The organism is Mycobacterium gallinarum (genome assembly GCF_010726765.1).
GTDB lineage: Bacteria > Actinomycetota > Actinomycetes > Mycobacteriales > Mycobacteriaceae > Mycobacterium > Mycobacterium gallinarum.
Map to the genome: position 1 here is coordinate 1,756,662 of NZ_AP022601.1, position 23,593 is coordinate 1,780,254.

The 23,593-nt window shown below is 66.7% G+C and carries 27 protein-coding genes and 1 pseudogene; 15 read left to right on the forward strand and 13 right to left on the reverse strand.

The window, feature by feature from the left end; translation table 11 throughout:
* Positions 1-2: 2 nt before the first annotated feature.
* On the forward strand, positions 3-299 hold the full coding sequence (locus G6N42_RS08730) for a DUF202 domain-containing protein (RefSeq protein WP_163728586.1): 297 nt from the start codon (positions 3-5) through the stop codon (positions 297-299).
* Here G6N42_RS08730 and G6N42_RS08735 read toward each other — a convergent pair.
* A complete protein-coding gene (locus G6N42_RS08735; RefSeq protein WP_163728588.1) occupies positions 237-1,190 on the reverse strand; it encodes an SDR family NAD(P)-dependent oxidoreductase in 954 nt (317 codons plus the stop codon). The genes G6N42_RS08730 and G6N42_RS08735 overlap by 63 nt on opposite strands.
* Positions 1,187-1,804: a TetR/AcrR family transcriptional regulator gene (locus G6N42_RS08740; RefSeq protein WP_163728590.1), complete on the reverse strand. Its 618-nt coding sequence runs from the start codon at positions 1,802-1,804 to the stop codon at positions 1,187-1,189. Before G6N42_RS08740 ends, G6N42_RS08735 begins: the two co-directional genes overlap by 4 nt.
* A 77-nt stretch (positions 1,805-1,881) precedes the next feature.
* On the opposite strand from G6N42_RS08740, the gene lysA reads away from it, so the two are divergent.
* The 3 genes from lysA (at position 1,882) to G6N42_RS08755 (ending at position 5,857) form a co-directional block, all read left to right on the forward strand.
* Positions 1,882-3,192 (forward strand): diaminopimelate decarboxylase, encoded by a 1,311-nt coding sequence (gene lysA, locus G6N42_RS08745; protein ID WP_163728592.1) that lies wholly within the window; start codon positions 1,882-1,884, stop codon positions 3,190-3,192.
* Positions 3,193-3,211: 19 nt separating this feature from the next.
* Positions 3,212-5,344 carry a 4-alpha-glucanotransferase gene (gene malQ, locus G6N42_RS08750; protein ID WP_163728593.1) on the forward strand — a complete coding sequence of 711 codons (2,133 nt, stop codon included), beginning with the start codon at positions 3,212-3,214 and terminating at the stop codon, positions 5,342-5,344.
* Between the two features lie 93 nt (positions 5,345-5,437).
* Positions 5,438-5,857, forward strand: coding sequence for a hypothetical protein (locus G6N42_RS08755; protein WP_163728595.1), 420 nt, complete (start codon positions 5,438-5,440; stop codon positions 5,855-5,857).
* On the opposite strand, the gene G6N42_RS08760 is transcribed toward G6N42_RS08755, so the two are convergent.
* A complete protein-coding gene (locus tag G6N42_RS08760) occupies positions 5,854-6,288 on the reverse strand; it encodes an SRPBCC family protein (RefSeq protein WP_163728596.1) in 435 nt (144 codons plus the stop codon). The genes G6N42_RS08755 and G6N42_RS08760 overlap by 4 nt on opposite strands.
* 55 nt (positions 6,289-6,343) lie before the next feature.
* Positions 6,344-7,189: a lysophospholipid acyltransferase family protein gene (locus G6N42_RS08765; protein ID WP_163728598.1), complete on the reverse strand. Its 846-nt coding sequence runs from the start codon at positions 7,187-7,189 to the stop codon at positions 6,344-6,346.
* A 121-nt stretch (positions 7,190-7,310) separates the two neighbouring features.
* Here G6N42_RS08765 and G6N42_RS08770 point away from each other — a divergent pair, with 121 nt between their 5' ends.
* The 4 genes and pseudogenes from G6N42_RS08770 to G6N42_RS08785 all read left to right on the forward strand — a co-directional run.
* Positions 7,311-8,204: a metal-dependent hydrolase gene (locus G6N42_RS08770; protein ID WP_163728600.1), complete on the forward strand. Its 894-nt coding sequence runs from the start codon at positions 7,311-7,313 to the stop codon at positions 8,202-8,204.
* Positions 8,204-9,319 carry a PDR/VanB family oxidoreductase gene (locus G6N42_RS08775; protein WP_163728602.1) on the forward strand — a complete coding sequence of 372 codons (1,116 nt, stop codon included), beginning with the start codon at positions 8,204-8,206 and terminating at the stop codon, positions 9,317-9,319. Before G6N42_RS08770 ends, G6N42_RS08775 begins: the two co-directional genes overlap by 1 nt.
* A 22-nt stretch (positions 9,320-9,341) precedes the next feature.
* Positions 9,342-10,787 carry a serine/threonine-protein kinase gene (locus G6N42_RS08780; RefSeq protein WP_163728604.1) on the forward strand — a complete coding sequence of 482 codons (1,446 nt, stop codon included), beginning with the start codon at positions 9,342-9,344 and terminating at the stop codon, positions 10,785-10,787.
* Positions 10,784-11,128: pseudogene (locus G6N42_RS08785) on the forward strand (nuclear transport factor 2 family protein); the annotation flags it as partial. The gene G6N42_RS08780 and the pseudogene G6N42_RS08785, both read left to right, overlap by 4 nt.
* 76 nt (positions 11,129-11,204) lie before the next feature.
* Here the strand turns inward: G6N42_RS08785 and G6N42_RS08790 are convergent.
* The 3 genes from G6N42_RS08790 to G6N42_RS08800 are packed head-to-tail and all read right to left on the reverse strand — an operon-like array spanning position 11,205 to position 13,269.
* Positions 11,205-11,690, reverse strand: a complete 486-nt coding sequence (locus G6N42_RS08790; protein WP_163728606.1) for an NUDIX hydrolase — start codon at positions 11,688-11,690, stop codon at positions 11,205-11,207.
* Between the two features lie 29 nt (positions 11,691-11,719).
* Complete coding sequence (locus G6N42_RS08795; protein ID WP_099039142.1) at positions 11,720-11,911, reverse strand: hypothetical protein; 192 nt, start codon at positions 11,909-11,911, stop codon at positions 11,720-11,722.
* A 44-nt stretch (positions 11,912-11,955) separates the two neighbouring features.
* Entirely contained in the window at positions 11,956-13,269 is a 1,314-nt protein-coding gene (locus G6N42_RS08800; protein ID WP_163728609.1) for an NAD(P)/FAD-dependent oxidoreductase, read from the reverse strand.
* Between the two features lie 109 nt (positions 13,270-13,378).
* On the opposite strand from G6N42_RS08800, the gene G6N42_RS08805 reads away from it, so the two are divergent.
* From G6N42_RS08805 to G6N42_RS08820, 4 genes are all read left to right on the forward strand, one after another.
* On the forward strand, positions 13,379-14,185 hold the full coding sequence (locus G6N42_RS08805; RefSeq protein ID WP_163728612.1) for a hypothetical protein: 807 nt from the start codon (positions 13,379-13,381) through the stop codon (positions 14,183-14,185).
* Positions 14,186-14,334: 149 nt separating this feature from the next.
* On the forward strand, positions 14,335-14,643 hold the full coding sequence (locus tag G6N42_RS08810; RefSeq protein WP_083127213.1) for a hypothetical protein: 309 nt from the start codon (positions 14,335-14,337) through the stop codon (positions 14,641-14,643).
* Positions 14,644-14,710: 67 nt separating this feature from the next.
* Positions 14,711-15,658: an ankyrin repeat domain-containing protein gene (locus G6N42_RS08815; protein WP_163728614.1), complete on the forward strand. Its 948-nt coding sequence runs from the start codon at positions 14,711-14,713 to the stop codon at positions 15,656-15,658.
* Between the two features lie 9 nt (positions 15,659-15,667).
* Positions 15,668-16,438 (forward strand): SGNH/GDSL hydrolase family protein, encoded by a 771-nt coding sequence (locus G6N42_RS08820; protein WP_163728617.1) that lies wholly within the window; start codon positions 15,668-15,670, stop codon positions 16,436-16,438.
* Here G6N42_RS08820 and G6N42_RS08825 read toward each other — a convergent pair whose 3' ends face one another.
* The 4 genes from G6N42_RS08825 to G6N42_RS08840 all read right to left on the reverse strand — a co-directional run bounded on the left by G6N42_RS08825 (position 16,439) and on the right by G6N42_RS08840 (position 18,517).
* Positions 16,439-16,816 carry a DUF732 domain-containing protein gene (locus G6N42_RS08825; RefSeq protein WP_163728620.1) on the reverse strand — a complete coding sequence of 126 codons (378 nt, stop codon included), beginning with the start codon at positions 16,814-16,816 and terminating at the stop codon, positions 16,439-16,441.
* Positions 16,817-16,841: 25 nt separating this feature from the next.
* Positions 16,842-17,414, reverse strand: a complete 573-nt coding sequence (locus tag G6N42_RS08830) for a hypothetical protein (protein WP_232076109.1) — start codon at positions 17,412-17,414, stop codon at positions 16,842-16,844.
* 61 nt (positions 17,415-17,475) lie between these two features.
* Entirely contained in the window at positions 17,476-17,655 is a 180-nt protein-coding gene (locus G6N42_RS08835) for a hypothetical protein (RefSeq protein ID WP_163684978.1), read from the reverse strand.
* Between the two features lie 55 nt (positions 17,656-17,710).
* Positions 17,711-18,517: a nuclear transport factor 2 family protein gene (locus G6N42_RS08840; protein WP_163728623.1), complete on the reverse strand. Its 807-nt coding sequence runs from the start codon at positions 18,515-18,517 to the stop codon at positions 17,711-17,713.
* Positions 18,518-18,621: 104 nt separating this feature from the next.
* On the opposite strand from G6N42_RS08840, the gene G6N42_RS08845 reads away from it, so the two are divergent.
* The gene (locus G6N42_RS08845; protein ID WP_163728626.1) at positions 18,622-19,020 is read left to right on the forward strand and encodes an Rv0313 family protein; all 399 of its coding nucleotides are present in this window, start codon (positions 18,622-18,624) and stop codon (positions 19,018-19,020) included.
* On the opposite strand, the gene G6N42_RS08850 is transcribed toward G6N42_RS08845, so the two are convergent.
* Positions 19,017-19,460: an SRPBCC family protein gene (locus tag G6N42_RS08850; RefSeq protein ID WP_163728629.1), complete on the reverse strand. Its 444-nt coding sequence runs from the start codon at positions 19,458-19,460 to the stop codon at positions 19,017-19,019. The two genes, G6N42_RS08845 and G6N42_RS08850, sit on opposite strands and share 4 nt — an antisense overlap.
* 109 nt (positions 19,461-19,569) lie before the next feature.
* On the opposite strand from G6N42_RS08850, the gene G6N42_RS08855 reads away from it, so the two are divergent.
* Positions 19,570-20,703 carry an aromatic ring-hydroxylating oxygenase subunit alpha gene (locus G6N42_RS08855; RefSeq protein ID WP_163737202.1) on the forward strand — a complete coding sequence of 378 codons (1,134 nt, stop codon included), beginning with the start codon at positions 19,570-19,572 and terminating at the stop codon, positions 20,701-20,703.
* On the opposite strand, the gene G6N42_RS08860 is transcribed toward G6N42_RS08855, so the two are convergent.
* Positions 20,696-22,021: a lipocalin-like domain-containing protein gene (locus tag G6N42_RS08860; RefSeq protein ID WP_232076110.1), complete on the reverse strand. Its 1,326-nt coding sequence runs from the start codon at positions 22,019-22,021 to the stop codon at positions 20,696-20,698. The two genes, G6N42_RS08855 and G6N42_RS08860, sit on opposite strands and share 8 nt — an antisense overlap.
* Positions 22,022-22,085: 64 nt before the next feature.
* Between G6N42_RS08860 and G6N42_RS08865 the strand changes: the two genes are divergently transcribed.
* Complete coding sequence (locus tag G6N42_RS08865) at positions 22,086-23,543, forward strand: aldehyde dehydrogenase (protein WP_163728636.1); 1,458 nt, start codon at positions 22,086-22,088, stop codon at positions 23,541-23,543.
* The last annotated feature ends 50 nt before the right edge of the window (positions 23,544-23,593 follow it).

Here is a 23,593-nt window from a genome sequence, read left to right on the forward strand (position 1 = left end):
CCATGACGTCCCGATCGGAAAAACCCGGCCTTCAGGCGGAGCGCACCCAATTGGCTTGGGAAAGAAGCGCTCTCAGCTTTCTTGTGGCGGGGGCCCTCCCGTTGCTCGGCGCCGGTCCACTCGACGACGGGCGGGCGGTGCTTCCAGTCGTAGGGGCCCTGTTGGCGATACTGGCCGTCTATCTGGGACGCCGGCGGGGTCGGCATTTCATGGTCGAGCCGAGAACCGAAGTCGCCCTACTGGGCTGGTCGACCGCGGGATTCGCCGCGCTGATCCTGGTATTCAGCGCTTTCCAGTAGGTGCTCACTGGTCTCCCATAGATCGAGCGCCTTCTCACGGTCGTAGGAGTCGGCCGACGATGCGATCGGCCGCGTCCCTTCGAAGTACGTACCGGTGACGTCGTCGAACCGGGGCTCCCACACCAGTGCCGCCAGATGCGCGCCCGAGGAGCGGGTGCTGTTGACGTTCGGCAACACCCGCAGCAGCGGGAACACGTACCGCCACACCCACCGCCCGATCACCGAGTAATCGCGGGCCAGGCCGGAGCCGGGCATGAGGCCGGGATCGAACGCGTTGACCGTGACACCGTTGGCGCCGCAGCCGAGCCGGCGGTCGAGTTCGTATGCGTACAGCACGTTGCACAGCTTCGACGTGGTGTACCGGCGGCGGCCGTCGACCGGTTCGTCATCCGCGGGGTGCGCGAGGTCGGCAGCCTTGGTGTAGCGCGGTGCGGGCATCCCGGTGGTCTTCGCCGGATCGTGGGTGCCGCTGGCGACGACCAAGATGCGCGCCGGGTGGGCCAGGTCCGCGAGCAGGTCCCGCACCAGGGCGAAGTGTCCGAGATGGTTGACTCCGAACGTCATCTCCACGCCCTCGGCGGTGTGTTCGGTGCCCGACACCACTTGAACGCCGGCGTTGCAGACGATCGCGTGCAGCGGCGGCAGTCCGCGACCGCGGAAGTCGTCGGCAAAGGCGTGGACCGACATCAGTGACGCGAGGTCCATTTTTAGAACCGTGCACCGCGCCGGGTGGCCGGCCTGTTCGACCGCCAGCGCGCCACGCGCCACGTCGCGCACCGCGAACACGACGTGCCAGGTTGGGTCACTCGCGAGAAGCGCTCTCGCGCATTGCAATCCGAGCCCGGCACTGGCACCGGTGATGATCGCTGTCTTATTCGGGGTTGCGGTCACTTCTCCTCCAAGAGAGTTGGGATCAAGGCGGTCAGGGTCTGATGCAGCCGCCGATACATCCGGTCGACGTCGGTGGTCTCGGGCTCGAGATGGACCGCGAGGAAGATGCCGTCCGACAGCGCGACGGCCACCGCGGCGAGTTCATCGCGGACGCGCTGCGCCGTGTGGTCCGGGAGGTCAGCGGGAAGGAGTTGTGCGATCGCGGCGCGGAACCGCGCGATCGCGGTATCGCGCACCCGCCGAACGACTTCGGCGACCGCTGGATCGTCGCTGCGCTCCAGCGACAGGAGCAGGAACAGCCGCAGGAAATCGGGATGCTGCGACTGCTGGGTGATCACCGCGTCCAGCTGCCGTTCGACCGTGGCCTCGACGGGAATCGCCGCGAAATACCGCTGGGCGCCGCGTTCCATGACAGCCGCCAGCACGCCGTCTTTGGATCCGAAGTGCCAGTAGATGGAGCTGGCCGGCAGACCGCAGGCCTTGCGGATGTCGCTGATCGACGTCGCCGCGTAGCCGCGTGAGCTCATCAGCTTTTCCGTCGCGTCGAGGATCTGCTCGCGGGACTGCTCGCCCTGCTGCTGCTTCTTCGTGGGGGTTCGCTCTGTAAGGATCATTACAGACATACAGTAGGCGACGGCACCAACTTTGTCGACCGCGTTCACGCGCGCACCCGCGGTGAGACGCTGGGGCGATGACGATCCACGGCGATGAGCGCTCGGGCGAAGAGCGGAAAAAAGCCGAGACGACGGCCGACGAATTGGTCGGTCTCTTCCCGCCGGGCACCCGCACCGACAGCGACGGGACCCTCGTGGTCGGCGGTTGCCGGCTCGACGACGTGGCCGCGCAATTCGGCACGCCGGCAATCGTGGTATCCGAAGACGCGTTGCGGCAGCGCGCCCGCGACTACCTGGGCGCCTTCCGGTCTCGCTGGCCGCGGTGCGATGTGGCGTTTGCCTCGAAGTCGTTCCCGTGCACTGCGGTTCAGCGGGTAATGGTCGAGGAGGGTCTGCACCTCGACGTCGCCGGCGGCGGCGAGATCCGGACCGCTCTCAAGGCGGGCGCCGACCCAGCCCGGATTCTGCTGCACGGCAACGCCAAATCCGACGACGAACTCGGCCTGGCTGTAAAGCACGGCGTCGGCCTCGTGGTGGTTGACAACTTCGACGACATCGACCGGCTGGAGCGCATCGTTCCCGCCGGACATCAGCAGCCGTGCCTGGTCCGGGTCATCCCGGGCGTGGAGGCCGCCACCCATGCCTCGCAGGCGACCGGGCATGCGGGGTCGAAGTTCGGCCTCATGCCCGACGACGCCCGTTCCGCGATCGCGCGGATCGAGCGCAGCGCCAAGATGCGGCTCGACGGCGTGCACACCCACGTCGGCTCGCAGCTGCTCAACATCGAACAACTCGCGCAGGCGGTCGAGCCCATCGCGAAGCTGGGCACCTTCGAGGTGTATGACCTCGGCGGCGGCCTCGGGGTGCGCTACACCTACGACGAGCATCCGCCGTCACTCGACGAGTACGCCGAAGCGATGGTGGGGCAGGCCAAGGCGCTGCTGCCCGCCGGCAGCCGCATCATCGTCGAACCGGGCCGCAGCATGGTCGCCAACAGCGCATGCACGGTTTATCGCGTGACGACCCTCAAACGCGGCGTCGTCACGCACGTCGCGGTGGACGGCGGCATGGGCGACAACCTCGAGGTCTCGCTCACCGGTCAGCGGTTCGAGGCGACGATCGTCGACCGGGTCGGTGGCGGCGAAACCGTCAGCGTCGTGGGACGGCACTGCGAATCGGGCGACCAACTCGTCGACGGCGTCGCACTGCGCGAACCATCGATCGGCGATCTGCTCGCGGTGCCCGTCACCGGGGCCTACTGCTACACGATGTCCAATCAGTACAACGGCGCCCGCCGGGTTCCGGTGGTGTTCACCCGCGCCGGTGCGGCGCGGCTGGTGGTCCGCCGCGACACCTGGGATGACCTGCTGATGCGTGACGTCGACTGATTGCGGGCAAGATAGTCGCATGACCGAACTCCCCGAGTCGCTCGTCGAGTTGGCGCGACGGTACGGCGTCGCAACGGAATACGAAGACTGGAGCGGAAGGCGCATCACGGTCTCCGAATCCACGCTGGTCGGCGTGCTCGACGCCCTCGGCGTGCCAGCCGCCACCGACTCTCGGCGAACCGCGGCATTGGCAGAACACGATCGTGACCACTGGTCTCGCTCGCTGCCGCCGGTGATCGTCGGCCGCGCCGGATCGACGTCGTCGTTCTGGGTACACGTCACACACGGCGATCCGGTGAGGTTGTGGATCCGGCTCGAGGACGGATCGGTCCGGACGGGTCTGCGCCAGCTCGAAAACAACCGTCCCCCTTATGATCTCGCTGGCCGACTGGTCGGCGAAGCAAGCTTCGAGTTACCCGCCGACCTGCCGCTCGGTTATCACGAACTGCATCTGCAACTGGGAACGTCCGACATCAGTTCACCGATCATCGTCTCCCCCGCATCGTTGGAGCCGCCGACGGGACGTACGTGGGGTCTGGCCACCCAGCTCTACAGTGTCCGATCGCGAACCTCTTGGGGCATCGGCGATTTGACCGACCTCACCGATCTCGCCGTATGGTCGGCGTCTCGGCACGGTGCGGGCTTCGTCCTCGTCAACCCGTTGCACGCCGCCGCGCCCACCCCGCCGATGGAGCCGTCGCCCTACCTGCCGACCTCACGGCGTTTCGTCAATCCGATATACCTGCGGGTGGAGGCGATCCCCGAATTCGCGTACGTCGAGAATCGGGGCCGCATCGTCAAGGCCCGGGCGAATGCGCAGGCGCGCGCACACAAGTCGCGCCTCGTCGACCGTGACCGCGTCTGGAAATACAAGCGCGCCGCGCTCGAGGCCGTCTACCGTGTGCCGCGATCCGCGGGCCGGGAACTGGCATACCAGGCCTACCGCGAGCGGCAGGGCCGCAACCTGGACGATTTCGCGACGTGGTGCGCCCTGGCCGAGAGACACGGCGGCGATTGGCACGAGTGGCCCGAGGAGCTGCGCCATCCCGAAAGCCCGGCCGTCGCCCGGTTCGCCGCCGACAACGCGGCGGCCGTCGATTTCCATCGCTGGCTGCAATGGCAACTCGACGATCAGCTGACCGCGGCGCAAGCGACGTCGGTGGCGTCGGGCATGGGGCTGGGCATCATGCATGACCTCGCCGTCGGGGTCGACCCCAACGGGGCCGATGCATGGGCACTGCAGGACGTGCTGGCGTTGGGCGTCACCGCAGGCGCGCCGCCGGACGAGTTCAATCAGCTCGGCCAGGACTGGTCGCAGCCGCCGTGGCGACCCGACGAACTCGCGAACCAGGCTTACGAGCCGTTCCGCGCGCTCGTCAACACGCTGCTTCGGCATGCGGGTGGCGTGCGGATCGACCACATCATCGGACTGTTCCGGCTGTGGTGGATTCCGAAGGGCGCCCCGCCGACGGAGGGCACCTACGTGCGGTACGACCACGAGGCGATGATCGGGATCGTCGCGCTGGAAGCCCACCGAGCCGGCGCCGTCGTCGTCGGCGAGGATCTGGGCACCGTCGAACCCTGGGTGCGCGACTATCTGCGCGAGCGCGGCTTGTTCGGCACGTCGATCTTGTGGTTCGAGTTCGACCGAGACGGTGACGGCGCGCCGCTGCGGGCTGAGCGCTGGCGTGAGTTCTGCCTGTCCTCGGTGACCACGCACGACCTCCCCCCGACCCCCGGCTACCTCGCGGGCGAACATGTCCGGCTGCGCGACGAGCTCGGGCTGCTGACGCGGCCCGCCGACGAGGAATTGGCCGCCGATCGCCGCCAGCAGGCCGCGTGGCTCGACGAGCTGCGCCGGGTCGGGTTGTTGAGCGGCGATCTGGACGAGGTCGGAGTCGATCAGGTGGTCAGCGCGCTGTACAAGTACCTGGGCCGGACGCGGTCGAGGCTCCTGGCGCTCTCGCTGGCCGACGCCGTAGGGGACCTGCGCACCCAGAATCAGCCGGGAACGACGGACGAATACCCGAATTGGAGAGTGCCGCTGGCGGGCCCGGACGGCAAGAAAATGCTGCTCGAGGACGTTTTCGCCGATCCGCGGGCGGCCGCGTTGGGCCAGGTGATGCGGGCCGCGGTGAACACCCAGGTGTAATCCCAGCTGTAACACTGAGCGCTTCTTCTCCGGTTTCACATTCGTCACGTCTGCGATATGTTCGCACCGCATCGACATAGGGAGACATTTCACGTGAAGAAGCTCGTTGTGCTGAGCGGGGGGCTCGTGGCGGTCGGCTCCGCCGCGCTGGTCGGAGCGGGAATCGCCATGTCCCAGCCGGGCGGCTCGAACTACATGAACGTCGTCGGCGAGCCCTACAACAAGGCGCTGCAAATTTTGAAGTCCCAGGGCTACAAGGGTTACTTCGGCGGATCATTCGGCAGCGTGCTGTCCCAGGCCAACTGCCTCGTCGACAGCCAGAAGGTGACATCGGGCGGTCGCATCCTGCTGATGCTGGACTGCAGTCAGGCCGCAGCCGACCAACTCGAGCAGATGGGCCCGTCGGGTGGCCCCACTGTGGGCGGTAACGGCGTCACGACCGTGACCCCGACGCCGGTGGTGCCGATCCAGGGCGCTCCTGGCGCAGGCGCTCCCCCCGCGCCACCGGCCTAGCCTTCGACCAGGTGACGCAGGTTCTTCAGCGTCTCACCCATGTTTCGGCCGACCTGGCCGGCGGCCACGCGGTCCGCGATCAGCCCGAGGACGTTGCCCGCTGATTCATAGGCCAGCCGGAAGGTGACTTTCGTGCGGCCGTCGGCCGTCTCGCGCAACCGAAAACGTCCGCGCTGTGAGACGCCGGTGAGCCCCACCCACGACAATTCGCGTGGCGCATCGAACTCGACGACCTCGATGACACCGCCGATGGGCACCGACCCGACCTTCCAATGCACGGTATAGCGGGCGCCGAGACCGGCCGGCCCGTCGTCGACTGTTTCCCACCGTTCGAGGCTGGCCATGAACTCCGGGTAGCAGTCGGGGCTGCTGACCACCTTCCACACCGCTTCGCGGTCGGCGTCGACCACGCACTGCCGTTGGACCCTCATCAGAACCGTCTCTTCTTCGCGCAGGCGTCCCCGGCCCTTCGGGCGTGGGCCCACATCAGCCCAACACCGGGAATCGTCGTTCCGCCGCAAGCCGGTCCACCCCTGCCTGCAGCGCGGCCTCCACCTTTTCGTGCACGACGTCGTCGTCGCTGCCGGCGATGTCGTCGGGCTCGATCGGGTCCTGGACCTCGATCGCGATCTTCGTCGGCAGGGGCAACCGCGGCACCATGTCGCTGACCGTCAGACCCCACGGCGGCGCCAGCAGAATCGGAACGCTCTTCAGCCGGGCCATCTTGTCGACCATCAGCAGCTTGGCCAGCCACTGCCCACGGTCGAGGAACAGCGCCGCCTCCTGGCCGCCAACGCTGGCGATCGGGACGATCGGGACCCCGGCCTCACGGGCGAGCTTGACGTAGCCCTTGCGGCCGCCGAAATCCACGTCGTGCCGCTGCCACGACGGTCGGAACACTTCGTAATCACCGCCGGGGTACACGAGCAGCGCGGCGCCGGACTTCAGTGCCAGCTCGGCGTTTTCGTGGTTGGCGGCCACGGTGCCGAACTTGCGGAGCGAGCCGAGTCCAGGCATCGACACGACGAGATTGTGGGCGAGTTGATAAAACGGTCGCTCGACGCCGAAGTACGAACAGAACGCCAGCGTGAAGACGAACGTGTCCGGCGGGAGGTTGCCGCCGCTGTGGTTGCCGACCATCAGCACGGGGCCGTCGGCCGGAATCCGGTCCAGACCGCGGACGTCGGCACGAAAGTACAGCGACGCAAGCAGCCACAGCCCGGGCAGTTGCTCACGGATGTAGTCGGGGTCGCGTTGGTCGAGGTCGGCCCTGGGCACCCGGGAGGCAACCTGGTGCCGGGTCCAGTTCAGTACATCGCCTAGCACCGCCATAGCGGCATTATTGACCGCAGACGGGCGGTTGAAACCCGAAATCCGCCAAGAACCCGATACCGGCGTTCCCACCTACTTCCGGTAAGCTCCCGTGCACCACGTTCTCGTGAAGGAGTCCGCCATGGCAGCGTTGCCTGCTCCGGAGATCGACCCGGGACCGGTACAGATCCAGGCCCGCAAGGTGCAGTTCGACCTCGCGGAGGTTCCGCTCGAATGGATCCCCGCTCACCCGGTCGCGTCCACCATGATCAACCTCTTCAACGTCGTGCTGCCCACCGCCGAACATTGGTTCGTCGAGACGTTCAACGAGGCGCTGCCGTTGGTCAAGGATCCCAAGCTCGCCGAGGACATCCGCGGGTTCATCGGCCAGGAAGCCACGCATGCCGCCGCCCACGACGACGTGATTCGCGACTTCCTCGTCGGCAACGGCGTAGACCTCGCGCCGATCCTCGAGATGGTCGAGTATCTGTTCGGAAAGGTCTTGGCGCCAACGACTTCCACGAATCCGAAGCGTCGGCTGAGCAACCTCTGTGAGCGTCTTTGGATCATCGCGGCCATCGAGCACTACACCGCCGTCCTCGGCGACTTCGCGCTCAACTCCACCTGGGACGAGCATGGGGCCGACCCGACGATGGTCGACCTGTTCCGGTGGCACGGCAGCGAGGAGGTCGAGCATCGCAGCGTCGCCCACGACGTGGCGGTGTACTTCCACGACAGCTACCCCGCCCGCATCAAGGCCATGGCTCTGTCCGCGTCGGCGATCTTCGCGTTCTTCCAGCGCGGTACGTGGTATCTGTTCAGGTCCGATCCCGCCAACGACATGTCGTGGTGGAAGATGCAGCGCCTGCGGATGCGCGACTCCGAACTCGGGCTGCTGCCCAAGTTCCGCGTGCTGTTCGGCTCCCAGACCCTGACGTACTTCCGGCGCGCGTACTCACCGGAGGAGATGGGCTCCACCGCGCAGGCCGTCGCCTATCTGGCTTCCTCTCCCGCGGCCCGCGCGGCGCACCTGTGATGGGGCTGCGCGAGCGCTACCGGCAGCTGCCGACCAACCCGCTCCGGCCGGGGCGCCGTGACGTGATGATGGGCTTCGCCGGTGCGGTCATCTCCGGGATGGATGCGCTGTCCGGAGTCACCCGAAGGGTCAGGCTGCCGGAAGCGTCCGACCGCACGCGGCTGTTGCGCGTGGTCGACAGGCAGACGGTGGCACACGACGAGAACATGGTGGCACTGACGTTCGCCGCCGCCGACGGCGGGCCGCTACCCCGTTGGCATCCCGGTGCCCATATCGATGTCGGCCTGCCCAGCGGACGGCTGCGGCAGTACTCGCTGTGCGGCGATCCCGACCGCACCGACGTATACCGCATTGCGGTGCGCAGGATTCCTGACGGTGGCGGAGGCTCGATCGAGGTGCATGCCGCTCTCCAGGTCGGCGCGACCGCGACGACACAGGGTCCCCGTAATGCGTTCCCCCTGACCGTGCCCGGCTACGGCTCTCCGACACATCGGTTCCGTTTCATCGCAGGCGGTATCGGGATCACGCCGATCCTGCCGATGCTGGCGGTGGCGCGGCGCCTCGGCGTCGACTGGTCGATGGTCTACGCCGGACGTACCCGCGACAGCCTGCCGTTCCTCGACGACGTCGCAGAATTCGGCGAACAGGTCCGTATCCACACCGACGACGACAGCGGGCTACCGACGGCGTCGGATCTGCTCGGCGACTGCCCGGACGGCACCGCGGTCTACGCGTGCGGTCCGGCCCCCATGCTCACCGCGATCCGGTCCGAACTGGCGGGCCGCGACAAGGTCGAACTCCACTACGAGCGGTTCGCCGCGCCGCCGGTCGTCGATGGCACGGAGTTCGACGTCACGGTCGCGTCGACCGGACAACAGATCCGCGTGGCCGCCGACGAGACCCTGCTCGCAGCGTTGAAGCGCGCCGATGTCGACGCCCCGTACTCCTGCCAGCAGGGGTTCTGCGGGACGTGCCGCACGCGCGTCCTCGGTGTTGTTGCGGGGGCCGTCGACCACCGCGACACCCTGCTCACAGACCCCGAACACGAGAACCGGATGATGTTGATCTGCATATCCCGGGCCACCGACGGGTCGCGCCTCACACTCGACCTGTAGCGGTATCTCGTACTATTCGCCCATGCCGCTGGCCGATGGCGCGACGTTTGCGGGTTACACGATCGTGCGACTGCTCGGCGCGGGCGGTATGGGCGAGGTCTACCTCGCGCAACATCCGCGGCTGCCGCGCCGCGACGCGCTGAAGGTGCTGCCCGCGTCGGTGTCCGCTGACGGTGAGTACCGGGAACGGTTCGACCGCGAGGCCGACATCGCCGCCACGCTATGGCATCCACACATCGTCGGCGTGCACGACCGCGGCGAGTTCGAGGGCCAGCTCTGGATCTCGATGGACTATGTCGAGGGCACCGATGCGGCATGCCTGCTGCGTCAGAGCTATCCCGACGGCATGCCCAGAGGCGAAGTCGCCGAGATCATCTCCGCCGTGGCCGACGCCCTGGACTACGCCCATCAGCGCAACCTGTTGCACCGCGACGTGAAACCCGCCAACATCCTGCTCGCCAATCCCGAGGGAAGCGATCAGCGGATTCTGCTGGCGGACTTCGGAATCGCCCGCTGGACCAACGACATCAGCGGCTTGACGGCGACCAACATGACGGTCGGCACCGTGTCCTGCGCCGCACCCGAGCAGTTGATGGGTGAGCGGCTCGATGGCCGGGCCGACCAATATGCGTTGGCAGCCACCACATTTCACCTGCTGAGCGGTAGGCCACCATTCCAGCATTCGAATCCCGCTGTCGTCATCAGCCAGCACCTGTCGGCGACGCCACCCGCGATCGGCGCTCAGCGCCCGGAGCTGGCCGGGCTGGATCCGGTGCTCGCCAAGGCGCTGGCGAAGTCCCCGGCCGACCGTTTCGAGCGGTGCGCCGATTTCGCGCGGGCGCTCGCCCATCAGCTCAGGTCGGACACACCGGCCGAGGTGGGCACCAGCCTCGCCGCCCCGGTGCCGACGCCCGCGAAAGCGCCCCGGCGCCCCCTGATGCGCGCCGGAATCATCGTCCCGGCCATCCTGGCGGTGCTGCTGCTCGCAGCGATCGTGGTGGCTGTGTTCGAGGCCGGGCGCGCCGACGAAGACCGCCCGGCATCCGCTTCGACCACGACTTCACCGACGCCCACCGGGCCGACGTCCACGCCACTGCCCCCACCGCCGGAACCGCCATCGTCACCCACGCCGACGACGCCGTCCCCGACGCCGACCACCACAGCCACCATCACGCCGGCACCCGCCGCCGCGGTCATCGGCGCGAACTGTTCACCCGTCGGCAGCACTTCCACGACGGCCGACGGCTCCACTGCGTACTGCTCGACCCTGCAGCCCACCGGCGACTCGGTCTGGTCACTCACCGAGGGCGACGTCCCGAGTCCCACGGTCACCACCGAGCCGACCGAGGAACCGCTTCCGTACGCCGAGGAGAACCCGGTGCGCCTGTGCATGCAACAGACCGGGCAGACCCGCCGTGAATGCCGGATGGATATCCGGGAGAGCAACGGTCTGCCTCCGCTGCCATGAGCCTGACCACGTCCGACCGGCTCGCGCTCGCCGACCTGGTGCATATCTACGCATCAGCCGTGGATGACCGACGCTTCGATGACGTCGTCGAATTGTTCACGCACACAGCCGAACTACGGCTACCAGATCCACCCCGCTCGTTGGAACCGGTACGCAGCCACCATGGCCGCGACGGTGTGCGGTCCGCGATGGCGGCGCTGGCCACCGTGACCCGCACCGAGCACGCGATCGTCGGCGAGGTGTACGCCGCGGGAGAAGGCGCCGACTACGCGCTGGGGCGGATCACCTGCATCGCGCACCACTGGACGATCGCAGGAGGTGAAATCACCGACCTGGTATGGCATCTGCGCTACGACGACGAATACCTGCGGACACCGGCCGGGTGGCGAATTCACGGTCGCGCGTTGACCATCAACGCTATCGAGACGCGTCCGGTTCGTCGTGTTCGAGCACCGAAACCAGACGGTCGAGCAGCGGCCGCTGGCCCTTCAGCAGCTTCAACCGAGCCTCAGTCACGGGAAACCAACCCACCCGGTCGATTTCGGGAAACTCCCTGACCTTCCCCGAGCCCTTGGGCCACTCCAGCTCGAAGGTGTTGGAGAACGTGCCCTCGAGGTCGAGGTCGCCGCGGACGGCGAACGCAGTGATCACCTTGCCGCTGGGCTGTTTCACCGGTTCGAAGTCGATGCGTGGGCCATCCGGTGCGCGCTTGCCGAGCTCCTCGGAGAACTCCCGCTGCGCGACCGCCCACGGGTCCTCACCCTCGGTGTACTCCCCCTTGGGTATCGACCACGCAGCGTCGTCCTTGCGCGCCCAGAACGGCCCACCGGGATGGCCGATCAGCACTTCGACTTCGCCGTCGACGACGCGGTACAGCAGCAGCCCCGCACTGAGTTTGGGCACCGCTTGAGCCTAGTGAGTACTCGCGCTAGTCAGTACTTGCGGTCACCTTCGCTGCTGTCGAAGAACGCCCAGTCACCGTCGTCGGACTTGACCTCCATACGCCATCCGAGTTCCGGATCGGCCTTCTGGTCGACGAACCACGCGTGTGCGTCGCCTGCACTCTCGATGTCCTTCGTGTCGACAACGTCACCTTTGGGGTTCAAAACGCGATATGTAGCCATACCGGTTAACGTTCCCGCTGCCTCGAAGTTCAATCAGAAATTGATCAGTCCGGTTTGGGCATCGGAATGCCCTCGCTCGTGGAGAACCGCGCATCCTCCTGCGTCGAGAGCCCGAAGGACACGACGGACCTGTCGAAGAACACATCCGTCAGATAGGCCAGCGATACCGCCCACCGATTGACGAATCGCGGGATCGCATAGATGTGGTACACGCGGGTCACCACCTTGGCCGGGAAGCCGGACAACTGCACGTTGAGTGGATTGGCGACGGCGTAGCGCGGTCCGAGGTCGACCACCAGGCCCATGTTGCGATGCTTGTACGGCTTGGCCTTCCCGAAGCCAAGACTCGCTGCCACGTTGCGGGCCAACGCTTTTCCCTGCCGAGTGGCATGCTGTGCGGTCGGCGGCGTGATCTTACCGGGCTGCGTGACGTCTGGGACCGCTGCCGCATCGCCCGCCCCGAACACGTCGGGGTGACCGGGAACCTGCAGCTCGGTGGTGACTTTCAGACGACCACGTTCGGTGGGCAGCCCGAGCTTCTCGATCAACGGCGCGCCGGTGACTCCGGTTACCCAGGCCACGGTGTGCGTGCGGATCAGCGAGTCGTCACTGAGCACAACGTGTTCGGCGTGAACCTCGGCGAGCGTGACACCTAGCCGGACGTCGATGCCGCGCGCTTTGAGCACCCGCTGCGCCGCCGCTCCGAGCTTCTCGCCCACCTCGGGCATGACCTGCTCGGCCAGGTCCAGCAGGACGAACTTCACCGCGGACGGGTCGAACCCCATCTGTTTCGCGGCCGAATCGGCAAGAGCTCGCAGCTGTACGGCCAGCTCGGTACCCGAGTACGACGCTCCGACCACCACGACCGTCCGTCGCGCCTGCGCCCGGCCGGCGTCGTCGTCGACGTCGGCCAGTTCCAGTTGTTCCAGCACGTGGTCGCGCAGATACAGCGCCTCTGCCGTCGACTTGAGACCACGCGCGTGCTCGGCCAGCCCCGGGATGTCGAACAGCCGGGTGACCGAGCCCGGCGTCAGCACCAACCGGTCCCACGCCAGGCTGCGCACGCGCTCCTCGGGGTCGGTGAACGTCACCGTCCGTCCGTCGAAGTCGACTTCGTCGACTCTGCCCCTGATCGCCTGTACACCGCGGAGCGCATTGGCGAGCGGTATGGCGACGAAGCGCGCGTCGACGAGTCCACCTGCCACATCGGGCAGCAGTGGCGTGTAGAGCATGTAATCGACGGGCGAGATGATCGTTATGTCGACCGAAGCCCCGGATTGTCTGCGCAACTTTCGCGCCAGCTGACGGGCGCATTCGAAGCCGGTGAATCCACTGCCGACTATCACCACTGAAGTCATCTGTTCCCACCTTACGGAACGAGGTCACCGCGCCCTAGTCCCCTGTTGCCGATCATGATTCACCCACGTCCCTTTCGTTTCGCGGCACGGATAGCGGATGCTGGATGGCATGACGGGTCCCCTGCGCCGGTTCGATCCGTTCCGACCGATCGACATGCTGACGTCACTGTGGTCGTCGGCCGCGACGGGCCCGGTCAGCAGCGGCGCGGCGATGGCGTATCGGACGCTGTTCACGACCGTGCGCAGGCTGGTGGTGGGCCGCCGGCTCGCCCTTCGACTCGACGACGGCGTGCTCACGGTGACGGTCACGGAATTCGACTCCAGGCTCGACGTTCGCGGCCTCGCGGTGGGACAACTCAACGACGTCCGCGTTGCTGTGCGTGACATCCGCTGGGGGGACCAGACGTTCGACAATGCGACGGCGGTGCTGCACAACGTGCACATGCGGCCGACCGCGCCGCCAGTCATGGTGGCCGCTCCTGTCGACCTGACGCTCGAGGTGCCCACGTCGGCCCTGGACGATCTGTTCCGCTGGGCGGCACCGCGGCTGTCCGGTGAGGTGGGCGGCGACGGCATCGCGCGGCTGCGCATGGCCCGCCGCCCGATGCTCGGCCACCTCGAGATCGATGCGCGCCTCGACGGTTCGACACTGTGGCTTCGCCCGCGCGTCCTCGTCGTCCGGCGTTCTCGGGTGGCGCTGCCTGCCAGAACACCGGCCTATCCGGTGCACCTGCCCGAGCTGCCGCACGGTTTGCGGCTCACCGGCATCCGCTTCGAGCCCGATGCGGTGTGTCTGTCGGCGTCGGTCTCGGAATGGCAGATGGATATGCCGCGCTCGCGACTCGAGGACATTCTCGGTCAGCTCAGCGTTGCCGGAGTACCGCTCAACCTCACGAGATTGACTCGCCTTCTCTAGCCCGCTGCTACTCGTCAATATTGTTGACGCATAGGCGATTCTGCCAACCACGGATCAAATTCTGCCAGCGGAATTAAACCGCTGAACTGCCGGTTTAAGCATTCAGAGTTCACCTGAGTAACTCGGAAAGCAAGAAAGAAGGCAGTGTCGTGAACAGGATTGGATTTGCCACCGCAGTCGTCGGCGGGTTCGCCGCCGCGATCATCGGATTGGCGGCTCCGGCCGCAGCCGCACCCAGCGGCTCGGACAATGCAGTACAGACCATCGGGCAACTACGGTCGCAGGGTTACACCGTGATCGTGAATCGCCTCGGCAACAGCCCGCTGGACCAGGCCGAGGTGGTCGCGGTTCGCCCAGGCCAGAGCTACACACACATCAACGCAGGTCAAGCGGTTTACGGTAGCAACACCAACTACTCCACGGTTCAAGACAACATCGTCTACGTCGACGTGAAGTAACCCGTAGACCACCAGGAGGGGCATCCCATCGGGTGCCCCTCCCGCATTTTGCGACAATGCGTGTCTTGTGACTGAGATCGCGCGCTACCAAGAAGGATCCGTCGAAGTCATTGTTTCGCGCGACGGCGACGACCTGACGTTCGCCTCGGCGTACGAGGATTCCGGCAGAACCATCACCGAGGAACACCGCATCCCGGAGCGCGATTTCGTCCTCAAAGGAACGGGGCCGTGGCCGTGGTTCGACCTCGGTTCCCGACGCGCCGGCGCGCTGACGGTGCTCGACGCGCTCGGGGCCGGTCGCCCCGCCTGGACCGAACCACTGGCGCGCAGCGAACTGGACCTGTTCGAGCGCGCGCATCGCGGTGACACCGGGGTCATCGAACTCCTGGCGATGGGTGCAGATCCCGACCCCGTCGACGCGTGCGGTGCCACACCCCTGTGGTACGCGCTGCGCTCGCTCGCCGCCGGCATCTCGGTGGCCCTCATCGACGCCGATGCCGATGCGGGCCGCCGCATCGAATTGTCCGCTCGGGGCGACAAATTCACCACGATTCTGCATGAGATCGTGCGACGCGGACGCACCGTGGCGCTCAACCACGCCCTCGCACACGGTGTCGATCCGGGCCTCGTCGATTCCGACGGCGCCACCCCGATGCACGTGCTCAACGACTCGGCAGACAACGTCAACCCGGAGATCGTGCGCGCATTGGCGCGTGCGGGCGCGTCGATCAACGCGCCATTGCCGAGCGGAACGCAGCCGATCGAACTCGCGGCACGCATGATTCTGCCCGCCACCGTGGCCGCGATGGTCGAGCTCGGTGCCGATCCGGTGCGTGGCCTGGACGCGCTGATGTCGTGGTGGGCCGTCGGCGCCGCGTTCAACGCGTACCGGGCCGTCGCCGTCGCCGACCTGGTCGACCTGCTGCGCGAGGGCGGGGCCGGGGTGTCGCAGCGACACCGTGAACTCGCGGCGCAGGCCGGGGCGCCGGAGGTCGAGGCGGCGCTTCGCCGCTAGAGTTCCGGTGTGCCCGGGTACTCCCGATACGTCGCGATCGGCGACAGCCAAACCGAGGGGCTGTGGGACGGTGATGACGCCAACGGCCTGGTCGGCTTCGCCGATCGTCTCGCCACGATGCTCGACTCCCACCACCCCGGCGTGACCTACGCCAATCTGGCGATCCGCGGCCGGCGGATCAAAGATCTGCTGGACGAGCAGCTCCCGGCGGCCCTGGCGCTGCAGCCCGATCTGATTTCGGTGTGCATCGGGATGAACGACGTGACGCGCCCCGGCCCGTATTTCGGCACTGCCCTCGCCGAGCTGGACGACCTGTACACGCAGCTTGCCGCGTCCGGCGCGACCGTCCTGACGACCACGTTCCCGGACATCGCAAAGATCCTGCCGATCGGGCGGATGATCGCCGCACGCGTCCACCAGATCAACGACGATATCCGCAAAGCCGCAGTGCGACATGGGTTTAGACTCGTCGACCTCTACAACGCGCCGTCGATGACGATGCCGGACACGTGGAGCGCGGACCGGGTCCACGGCTCGGCCAAGGGGCACCAGCTGTTCGCCGCCGCGGCCGCCGAGGCGCTGGAGCTGCCCGGCAGCAACCACGACTGGGCGCTGGTCGACGGACCCCCACAGCGGCCGTCGCTGAGGTCGCAAGCGGTGTCGCAGATGCAGTGGACGCAGAACATGCTGATGCCGTGGCTCTGGTACCACGTTCGCGGCAAGTCGGCCGGCGACGGCCGCGGCCCCAAACGTCCGCGGCTCGAGAGCGTGCCCGCCTAGCTAGAACCCCAAAATCGACAGTGGGATCGGCAGTGAATCGAGCGAGCCCGGACTTCCGATCGACGACATCATCGCCGGGCAGAACATGGAGATCGCGACGCCGGTGAACATCGTCGCCGGCCCGAGCGACATTCCGCCCGCCTCGGCCACCTTGCTGGTCACGTCGGCGGCGGTCTGACCGGGATCTGCGAGCATTGGGCAGACCTGCTGGCCGAGCGCCGCGGCGCTGGCCGGATCCACCGCGGTGACACCGGCCTCGGCCAGTGCCGCCACGAACGCGCCGTCGACCGGTTCGGTCTGGGCCGGAGAGGCCGCGACGACGGCGGCGGTGAGTAATCCCGTGGACAGGGCGAAGGTGGTGGCGAGTCTGCGATGCACGGGGCGAGCGTACGTGGCCCGAACGTCACATGCTCGACCAGGCGCCGTCGATGCTGTCCGCAACGTCGATGATCTTGGCCTTCTCCGAGGCCGGGCTGTCGATCTCCCCGGCGACGTGTGCCGCGATGAACCGCCGGATCTCTGCGTCGATGCCCCCGAGTATCCGCACCAGCTCCCCGCGCAGCGACTTGGACGTCACGTGGATCGAGATGTCGGACGCCCGGGGTTTTTCCACGTCGAGGATCAACAGCAGCGGTGCCGCGGCACGCGCGGTCGCACGCAGGGCGATCTCGCCGAAAACCATGAACTTGGGCTTGTCGATCCGCAGGTCGACAACCAGGTCGATCTCGATCGGAATCCGGATGGCGAAAGTGATCTGGTCGCCGACGTCGCGCGTCAGGCGGGGCTCCTGAACCCTGACTTTCGCCGTCACCTTGGCGACCTTGCCGGGCCCCTGGGCCATTGGGCCCATCTCGAATTCGTCGCCGGCGATGGCGGCGATCGCACCGCCGACGCGCGCTTCGGTCACGGCGATCTCGAAGAACTGGCGACCGAATTCCTCGTAGGTCATCTCATCGTCGACGGGCATGGTGCTCATACCGTCTCACGTCCGGTATTCGCACCGCGGCCAACGCGACCGAATCGAGACAACACCGCTGCTAGCGCTCCGCTTCGCTGCGCGCCTCGGCTCCCGTCTCCCCCACATCCAGCGCGTCGTCGGAGGCCGTCTGACCGACATAAGCGCCGTCGTCTGCGCCGTCCTTTCCCGCGCGCGACCCGGCGACGTGGTCGTCGTTGTCGACGTCGGATTCGGACTTGTTGTCGTCTCGTGGGCTCATGCGCTGCGGTTACCCGGCGTCGACGTGCTCAAACGATGTTCGGCCCGGCACAGCCTCAGCCGTCTACGGGGTCCTCGGTGAAGTACCGGATTCTGCGGATGGCGAAGGGTTTGGCGGTCACCTCGACGATGAGTACGTCACGGCGCCCGTCCCGGTCCAACCCCACGACCACGCTGTACCCGGAGGCGATCATCTTGCGGGGGCGCGCGGCTGCAATGCGCGACAGCAGTTCCGCGGTCGTCAACGGGAGGTCGTCGCCGCTCGTCACGCTTGCTCCCTTGCCGAGCCAACGGCGCACCGCGACCTCGTCGCCCGCACGTGCGTCGTCGAGGAACTCCTGTATCCGCCGCTTGCCCTGCGGACCGGTCCCCCGCAGACCCCCCAGGTAGCCGAGGACTCCGACGACGCCCTGGTTCACGAGCAGTGCCCTCGCCAGTTGCAGACCGGCGGGAAGGCCGCCGAACCCGGCGCGCATGAACTGACCGACCATGGCCGGCAGCTCCCAAAAGGCCGACAGCGCAGCAATTTTCAGTCCGTCGCCGCCCTCGCGTACGTCGTAGCGGATGTAGACCGGCACGTGCAACTGCACCGGCCCCATCGCGATGTCGAGTTCGCCGTCGCGGAGGACCGTCGAGCCGGTGACGATGTCCGCGTCAGGGCGGTAGGTGATGTGGCGGGGCCCGATGAACGTGTCGAAGAATGCTCCGATCGCGCCGAGGCCCTGGTGGGGCTGCGAGCCAACCGGATCTTCGACTCGTCCGTCGGCGGTGAACAGGCCCACCCACGCGTTCTTGTCGCGGGCACCGGCCGCCGCCGGCGACCGCTCGGCGGTCGCCAGCACGTCCGAGCGAGTGAAAGCCATACCGTTGCCTACCACCCGCGTCGGCCCCAGTCGACTACTTCGCCACCTGCAGGCACACTGGGAATACGCCGTGCCGGAGCGCACGGGCGCGAGGAGGAACCACTATGAGCAGGAACGGGCCGTTCGGGATCGACCCCGAGGAGTTCGACCGCGTCGTTCGCGAGGCGGGTGAAGGGCTGCGTGACGCCTTGGACGGTGTGGGCAGATTCCTCAGTACCTCCGGAGAACGCGCAGGTTGGGCCAATTTGGTCGACGAGTTCACCCGCTATTCGCGTCCGAAACGGGAGCCGGAGACCGCCGGCGAGACCGGCGACGGCGTATGGGCGATCTACACCGTCGACAGCGACGGCGGCGCCCATATCGAGCAGGTCTATCCGTCCGAACTCGATGCGCTACGCGCGAACAAGAACAACACCGACCCCACCCGCAAGGTGCGCTTTTTGCCCTACGGCATCGCGGTCAGTGTGCTCGACGCGTCCGAATCCCCCGCGGAAGAGGCTTAGCCGCCGAAGTGGTGGCGGATACCCGCCAGCATCTTGGTGTGCGCCTTGACCGCCTCACGGAGCGTCGTCGCGTGGAGCAGTCGCGGAGCGTCGATCGTCAAGCGCTCGACGAGCCTGGTTCCCATGTCGATGGCATCGAAGGACACCACACCGTAGAGGCGGACCCGGGGAAACTGGCGTGCCTGAGTGATCACCGGTCCGACTGACGCGACTCTGAGGTGGGCGGTGTAGCTCGTCGGCAGGGTCAACGGACCGAAGGGGATTCGGTCTTTGACGCGGTAACTCTGGCAGTAGCCGTCCACCAGTTCCGTCCGTTCGGTCCTGTGCACCGAGACAACAAGCGGATGGACGGTCTTGATGTTGTCGAGGTCGATGTAGAACGCCCGCACGTCGTCGGGCGGCGCAGGTATGTCCTCGGACAGGATCCGCTCTGCGCGCATGTCCGGACGATACGCGGGGCACGTGGCCCACCAGCGATTTTTGACATACCGTCGCTATCATTATAAAAATAGGCAGATGGTCTCCCAGGGCGTCGACCAAGGAACGGTGATGGACCGCGACCAACTGATCGATCTCACTCGCCGCGCATTGAAGCTCGCGCGGGACAAGACCACCGACCTCATGCCGACGGAGAGCACCGTCGCCGCCGAGACGTACACGTCGGCCGAGCGCCATGCCCGGGATGTCGCGATGCTGATGGCAAGCCCCCAACTGGTCGGCTACGTCTCAGAGCTCCCCCGGCCCGGCACGTACTGCACCAAGACGGTGATGGGCCGGTCCATTCTGCTGACCCGTGCCGCGGACTCGGTGGTACGCGCGTTCGAGAATGTGTGTCTGCACCGGCAGTCGCGCATCACCGACGGGTGCGGAGCCGCCCGCCGCCTCGCCTGCCCCTATCACTCGTGGAGCTACGATCTCAGCGGCAATCTAGCCGGTGTACCAGGCAAGGAGGGGTTTCCCGAAACTTCATCGGGCACAGCACGTTTGACCGAATTACCGGCCGCGGAATGTGCAGGTTTCCTGTGGGTTTCGCTGGACCGCGAGGCCACCCTGGACATTCCCGCGTTCCTCGGACCGCTGGCCGAGGAACTGGACTCGTGGGGCGTCGGCCGCTGGTCGCCGTTGGGCGAGAAAGTGCTGGACTGCCCAATCAATTGGAAGTTGGCCATCGACACTTTCGCCGAGAACTACCACTTCGCTACGGTGCACAAGACGACCTTCGCGACGATCGCCCGCAGCAACTGCACAGTCTTCGACTCGTTTGGTCCCCATCATCGACTTGTGTTCCCGCTCAACGGTATTCTCGACCTCGACGAGCTTCCCGAGGAACAGTGGGAGCCGCTGCAGGCGATGGTCGTCATCTACGCGTTGCATCCCAACATCGTCATCTCGTGCACCGTGGCCAACGGCGAGCTGTTCCGCGTCTATCCCAGCGATGTGCCGGGCCGTTCAATCACCGTGCACCAGAACTCGACTCCGCTGGATCTGTCGGACGAATCGACGGCCGCGGGCGCGGCGGCGGTATTCGAATACGCGCATTCGACGGTCCGCGACGAGGACTACGCGCTCGTCGCGGGACTGCAGGCCAACCTCGAGTCAGGGGCGCGCGAGCACCTGGTCTTCGGCCGCAATGAGCCCGGACTGCAGCACCGCCACACGACGTGGGCCGAGGCGATCAGCTAGACAGCGCCAGGATCAGATCGTCGACGAGCTCGGTGATCCCGGCTCCCGACGGGAGGATCTCGTTGCGCAGGTGTGCCACGGCTTCGTCGCGCCGGCCGTCCTCGACGAGTGCGCGCAGTGTCGTCACGCGCTCGTCACCCACAATGCTGGCGAGGACATCGACCAGTTCCCAGTCGCGGTAGAGCGCCAAAGACCTTTCGTAGAAGGCGAACCCGCTCACCGGCTCACCGCGAAACGTCCCGCGATAGTGAAACGGGCCCTCCATGTACTCCAGGGGTAGGCCGTGTCCTGGCGCCGGCACCATCGGCTCACCCGTCAGGTCCAGATCGAGCTTGCGCGACGTCAGTCGGTGCCGGTCCGGCAGATATCTGGCCTTCGCCGGGGGCTTGTACAGAGTCCGAACCGCTTCGGGCCAGCGGACGTAGCTCTCGATGGACACCTCGATGTCGTCGGCGAACTCGGGGTCGACGTCGGGCTCCGGTGAGCTGGTGGTCGCGCCCGAAAAGGGTTGCAGTGAATTGCGATCGGCTCGATCGAACTGTCGCCAGATGCTCATGTCCACGCCGTTGTCGAGGTTGATCGTGCGCCATTCGTGGGCGCGCCAGCGGACATCGCCGTCCGCGCCACCGCTGTTGGCGATCAGCGGGAACCACTGCCGGTCGACGTGGCCCGCGGTGCCGCTGACCGGCTCGCTCGACGAGCCCCACGTCAGCGTTCCCGTCATCGTCAATCCGGTCTGGAGATAGGAGTAGGTGTCGGCCTGGCCGAAGCATTCGATCCGGCCACCGAAATCCGCGGCGCCCAGCGGCACCGGCGCCCGCGTCGGGGTCACATGCAGGTCCACCCGCATCTGGGCACCGGCCGCATCGGTGCCGACGAGCGTGACGTCGTAGGTGTAGGGCACCAGGTCGCCGTTGTCGTCGCGACAGGTATGCCAGACTGCGCGACCGGCGCTGCTGTCAAAGCTGATGTCCAGGCATTCGTCGGCGAATGTCATCTTCGCGACGGCACCGGGTTCCATGTTCGCGGGCGGCATGTCGTAGTCGGTGTACGTGCCGTAGGTGCCTGCGTCGAGATCGAACAGCGCGAACGTGTAGAAGTCGGCAACGATATCCCCGAGCCCAGGCCGGTTCTTGTTGAAGATCGACAGGAATGCGTACCCGCGGCCGCTCTGCCCGGTCAGTTCACCGGCCAGAAACCACGTGTCGGACTCGCACTGCGGATGGTTGGCCTCAGCGGCCGGGAAATCGAGCTGACGGTCTTCCGGTACCAGCGCGAATGGGTATTGGCGCCAATCGCCTGACTGCGGGTGGTTCACGAGCCCTGCCTTTTTCACTATGTTTGTATTAATAGCAACTTTAGGCGGTAGGACAGGCGGCGACATGCGATCCCTTAACTACGACAAGCTCTATATCGGCGGCCACTGGCAGACACCGTCGACGGGTCAGCGACTCTCCGTGATCTCCCCACATACCGAGCAATCGATCGGCGAGACGCCGGAAGCGGCCCCCGCGGACGTCGACAAGGCGGTCGCCGCCGCCAGAACCGCGTTCGACGAGGGACCGTGGCCCCGGCTCAGCGTCGGCGAACGCATGGAGAAGATCGAGAAGCTCGCCGCCATCTACATGGCCGAGACCGACGCGATCGCCGACCTGATCACCGCGGAGATGGGCTCACCCAAGAGCTTCAGCAGGCTGGGGCAGGGCGCGGGCGCTCTCGCCCAGATGCACCTCAATATGGCGACGGCCAAGGAATTTCCGTGGGTCGAGCGACGCCCGGGATTGTTCGGCGACGTTCACGTGCGTCGCGCCCCCGTCGGTGTGGTCGGTGCGATCGTGCCGTGGAACGTGCCGCAGTTCCTGATCATGCCGAAGATGATCCCGGCGCTGATCGCGGGCTGCACGGTCGTGGTCAAGCCGGCACCCGAAACACCCTTGGACGCCATGTGGTTGGCCGAGATGCTGGAGGAGATCGACCTACCCGAAGGTGTCGTGTCGATCGTCCCCGGCGGCAGGGAGACCGGGGAGACGCTGGTTCGCCACCCCGGCGTCGACAAGATCTCGTTCACCGGATCGTCGGCGACGGGCAGGCACATCGCTGCGCTGTGCGGTGAACAGCTCAAGCGCGTCAGCCTCGAACTGGGCGGCAAGTCCGCGGCCATCATCCTCGACGACGCCGACATCGCGCACACCGTCAATCACCTCAAGATGGCCAGCCTGATGAACAACGGACAGGCGTGCGTCGCGCAGACCCGCATTCTGGTGAGCGAGCGCAAACACGACGAGGTCGTCGACGCGCTCGCCTCCATGATGACCGGCCTGCAGGTGGGCGACCCCGCCGACGACGCCACCGATATCGGGCCGCTGGTCGCGCAGCGCCAACAGCAGAAGGTGCAGGGTTACATCCAGGCGGGGCTCGATGCGGGTGCGCGAATGATCATGGGCGGCAAGGACAAACCGTATGACCGCGGCTGGTATGTCCAGCCGACGCTGTTCGCCGACGCGACCAACGACATGACCATCGCGCGGGAGGAGATCTTCGGTCCGGTGTTGACCGTACTGAAGTACCGCGACGAGGCCGAGGCCGTGCGGATCGCCAACGACACCGATTACGGCCTGGCCGGCTCCGTCTGGACGGCGGACGTGGCCCGCGGTCTGCAGATCGCAGCCGAAGTCCGGACGGGTACGTACGGCATCAACATGTACACCCTCGACACGACCGCGCCGTTCGGCGGATTCAAGCAGTCCGGAATCGGCCGCGAATTCGGATCCGAGGGACTGTCGGAGTATGTCGAGTTGCAGTCGACGGTGAGCGCGAGCAAGCTGCCCGATCTCGACTAACCCCTCCGCCGAGCGGACATTCGACACTCAGAGGCGTCCGTCCCGTCGCA

Coding starts and splice junctions, on each gene's coding strand:
- G6N42_RS08730 (WP_163728586.1), top strand. CDS start 3: ATGACGTCCCGATCGGAAAAACCCGGCCTTCAGGCGGAGCGCACCCAA.
- G6N42_RS08740 (WP_163728590.1), bottom strand. CDS start 1,804: ATGATCCTTACAGAGCGAACCCCCACGAAGAAGCAGCAGCAGGGCGAG.
- lysA (WP_163728592.1), top strand. CDS start 1,882: ATGACGATCCACGGCGATGAGCGCTCGGGCGAAGAGCGGAAAAAAGCC.
- malQ (WP_163728593.1), top strand. CDS start 3,212: ATGACCGAACTCCCCGAGTCGCTCGTCGAGTTGGCGCGACGGTACGGC.
- G6N42_RS08760 (WP_163728596.1), bottom strand. CDS start 6,288: ATGAGGGTCCAACGGCAGTGCGTGGTCGACGCCGACCGCGAAGCGGTG.
- G6N42_RS08765 (WP_163728598.1), bottom strand. CDS start 7,189: ATGGCGGTGCTAGGCGATGTACTGAACTGGACCCGGCACCAGGTTGCC.
- G6N42_RS08770 (WP_163728600.1), top strand. CDS start 7,311: ATGGCAGCGTTGCCTGCTCCGGAGATCGACCCGGGACCGGTACAGATC.
- G6N42_RS08775 (WP_163728602.1), top strand. CDS start 8,204: ATGGGGCTGCGCGAGCGCTACCGGCAGCTGCCGACCAACCCGCTCCGG.
- G6N42_RS08780 (WP_163728604.1), top strand. CDS start 9,342: ATGCCGCTGGCCGATGGCGCGACGTTTGCGGGTTACACGATCGTGCGA.
- G6N42_RS08795 (WP_099039142.1), bottom strand. CDS start 11,911: ATGGCTACATATCGCGTTTTGAACCCCAAAGGTGACGTTGTCGACACG.
- G6N42_RS08800 (WP_163728609.1), bottom strand. CDS start 13,269: ATGACTTCAGTGGTGATAGTCGGCAGTGGATTCACCGGCTTCGAATGC.
- G6N42_RS08805 (WP_163728612.1), top strand. CDS start 13,379: ATGACGGGTCCCCTGCGCCGGTTCGATCCGTTCCGACCGATCGACATG.
- G6N42_RS08830 (WP_232076109.1), bottom strand. CDS start 17,414: ATGAGCACCATGCCCGTCGACGATGAGATGACCTACGAGGAATTCGGT.
- G6N42_RS08835 (WP_163684978.1), bottom strand. CDS start 17,655: ATGAGCCCACGAGACGACAACAAGTCCGAATCCGACGTCGACAACGAC.
- G6N42_RS08840 (WP_163728623.1), bottom strand. CDS start 18,517: ATGGCTTTCACTCGCTCGGACGTGCTGGCGACCGCCGAGCGGTCGCCG.
- G6N42_RS08845 (WP_163728626.1), top strand. CDS start 18,622: ATGAGCAGGAACGGGCCGTTCGGGATCGACCCCGAGGAGTTCGACCGC.
- G6N42_RS08850 (WP_163728629.1), bottom strand. CDS start 19,460: ATGCGCGCAGAGCGGATCCTGTCCGAGGACATACCTGCGCCGCCCGAC.
- G6N42_RS08855 (WP_163737202.1), top strand. CDS start 19,570: ATGGACCGCGACCAACTGATCGATCTCACTCGCCGCGCATTGAAGCTC.
- G6N42_RS08865 (WP_163728636.1), top strand. CDS start 22,086: ATGCGATCCCTTAACTACGACAAGCTCTATATCGGCGGCCACTGGCAG.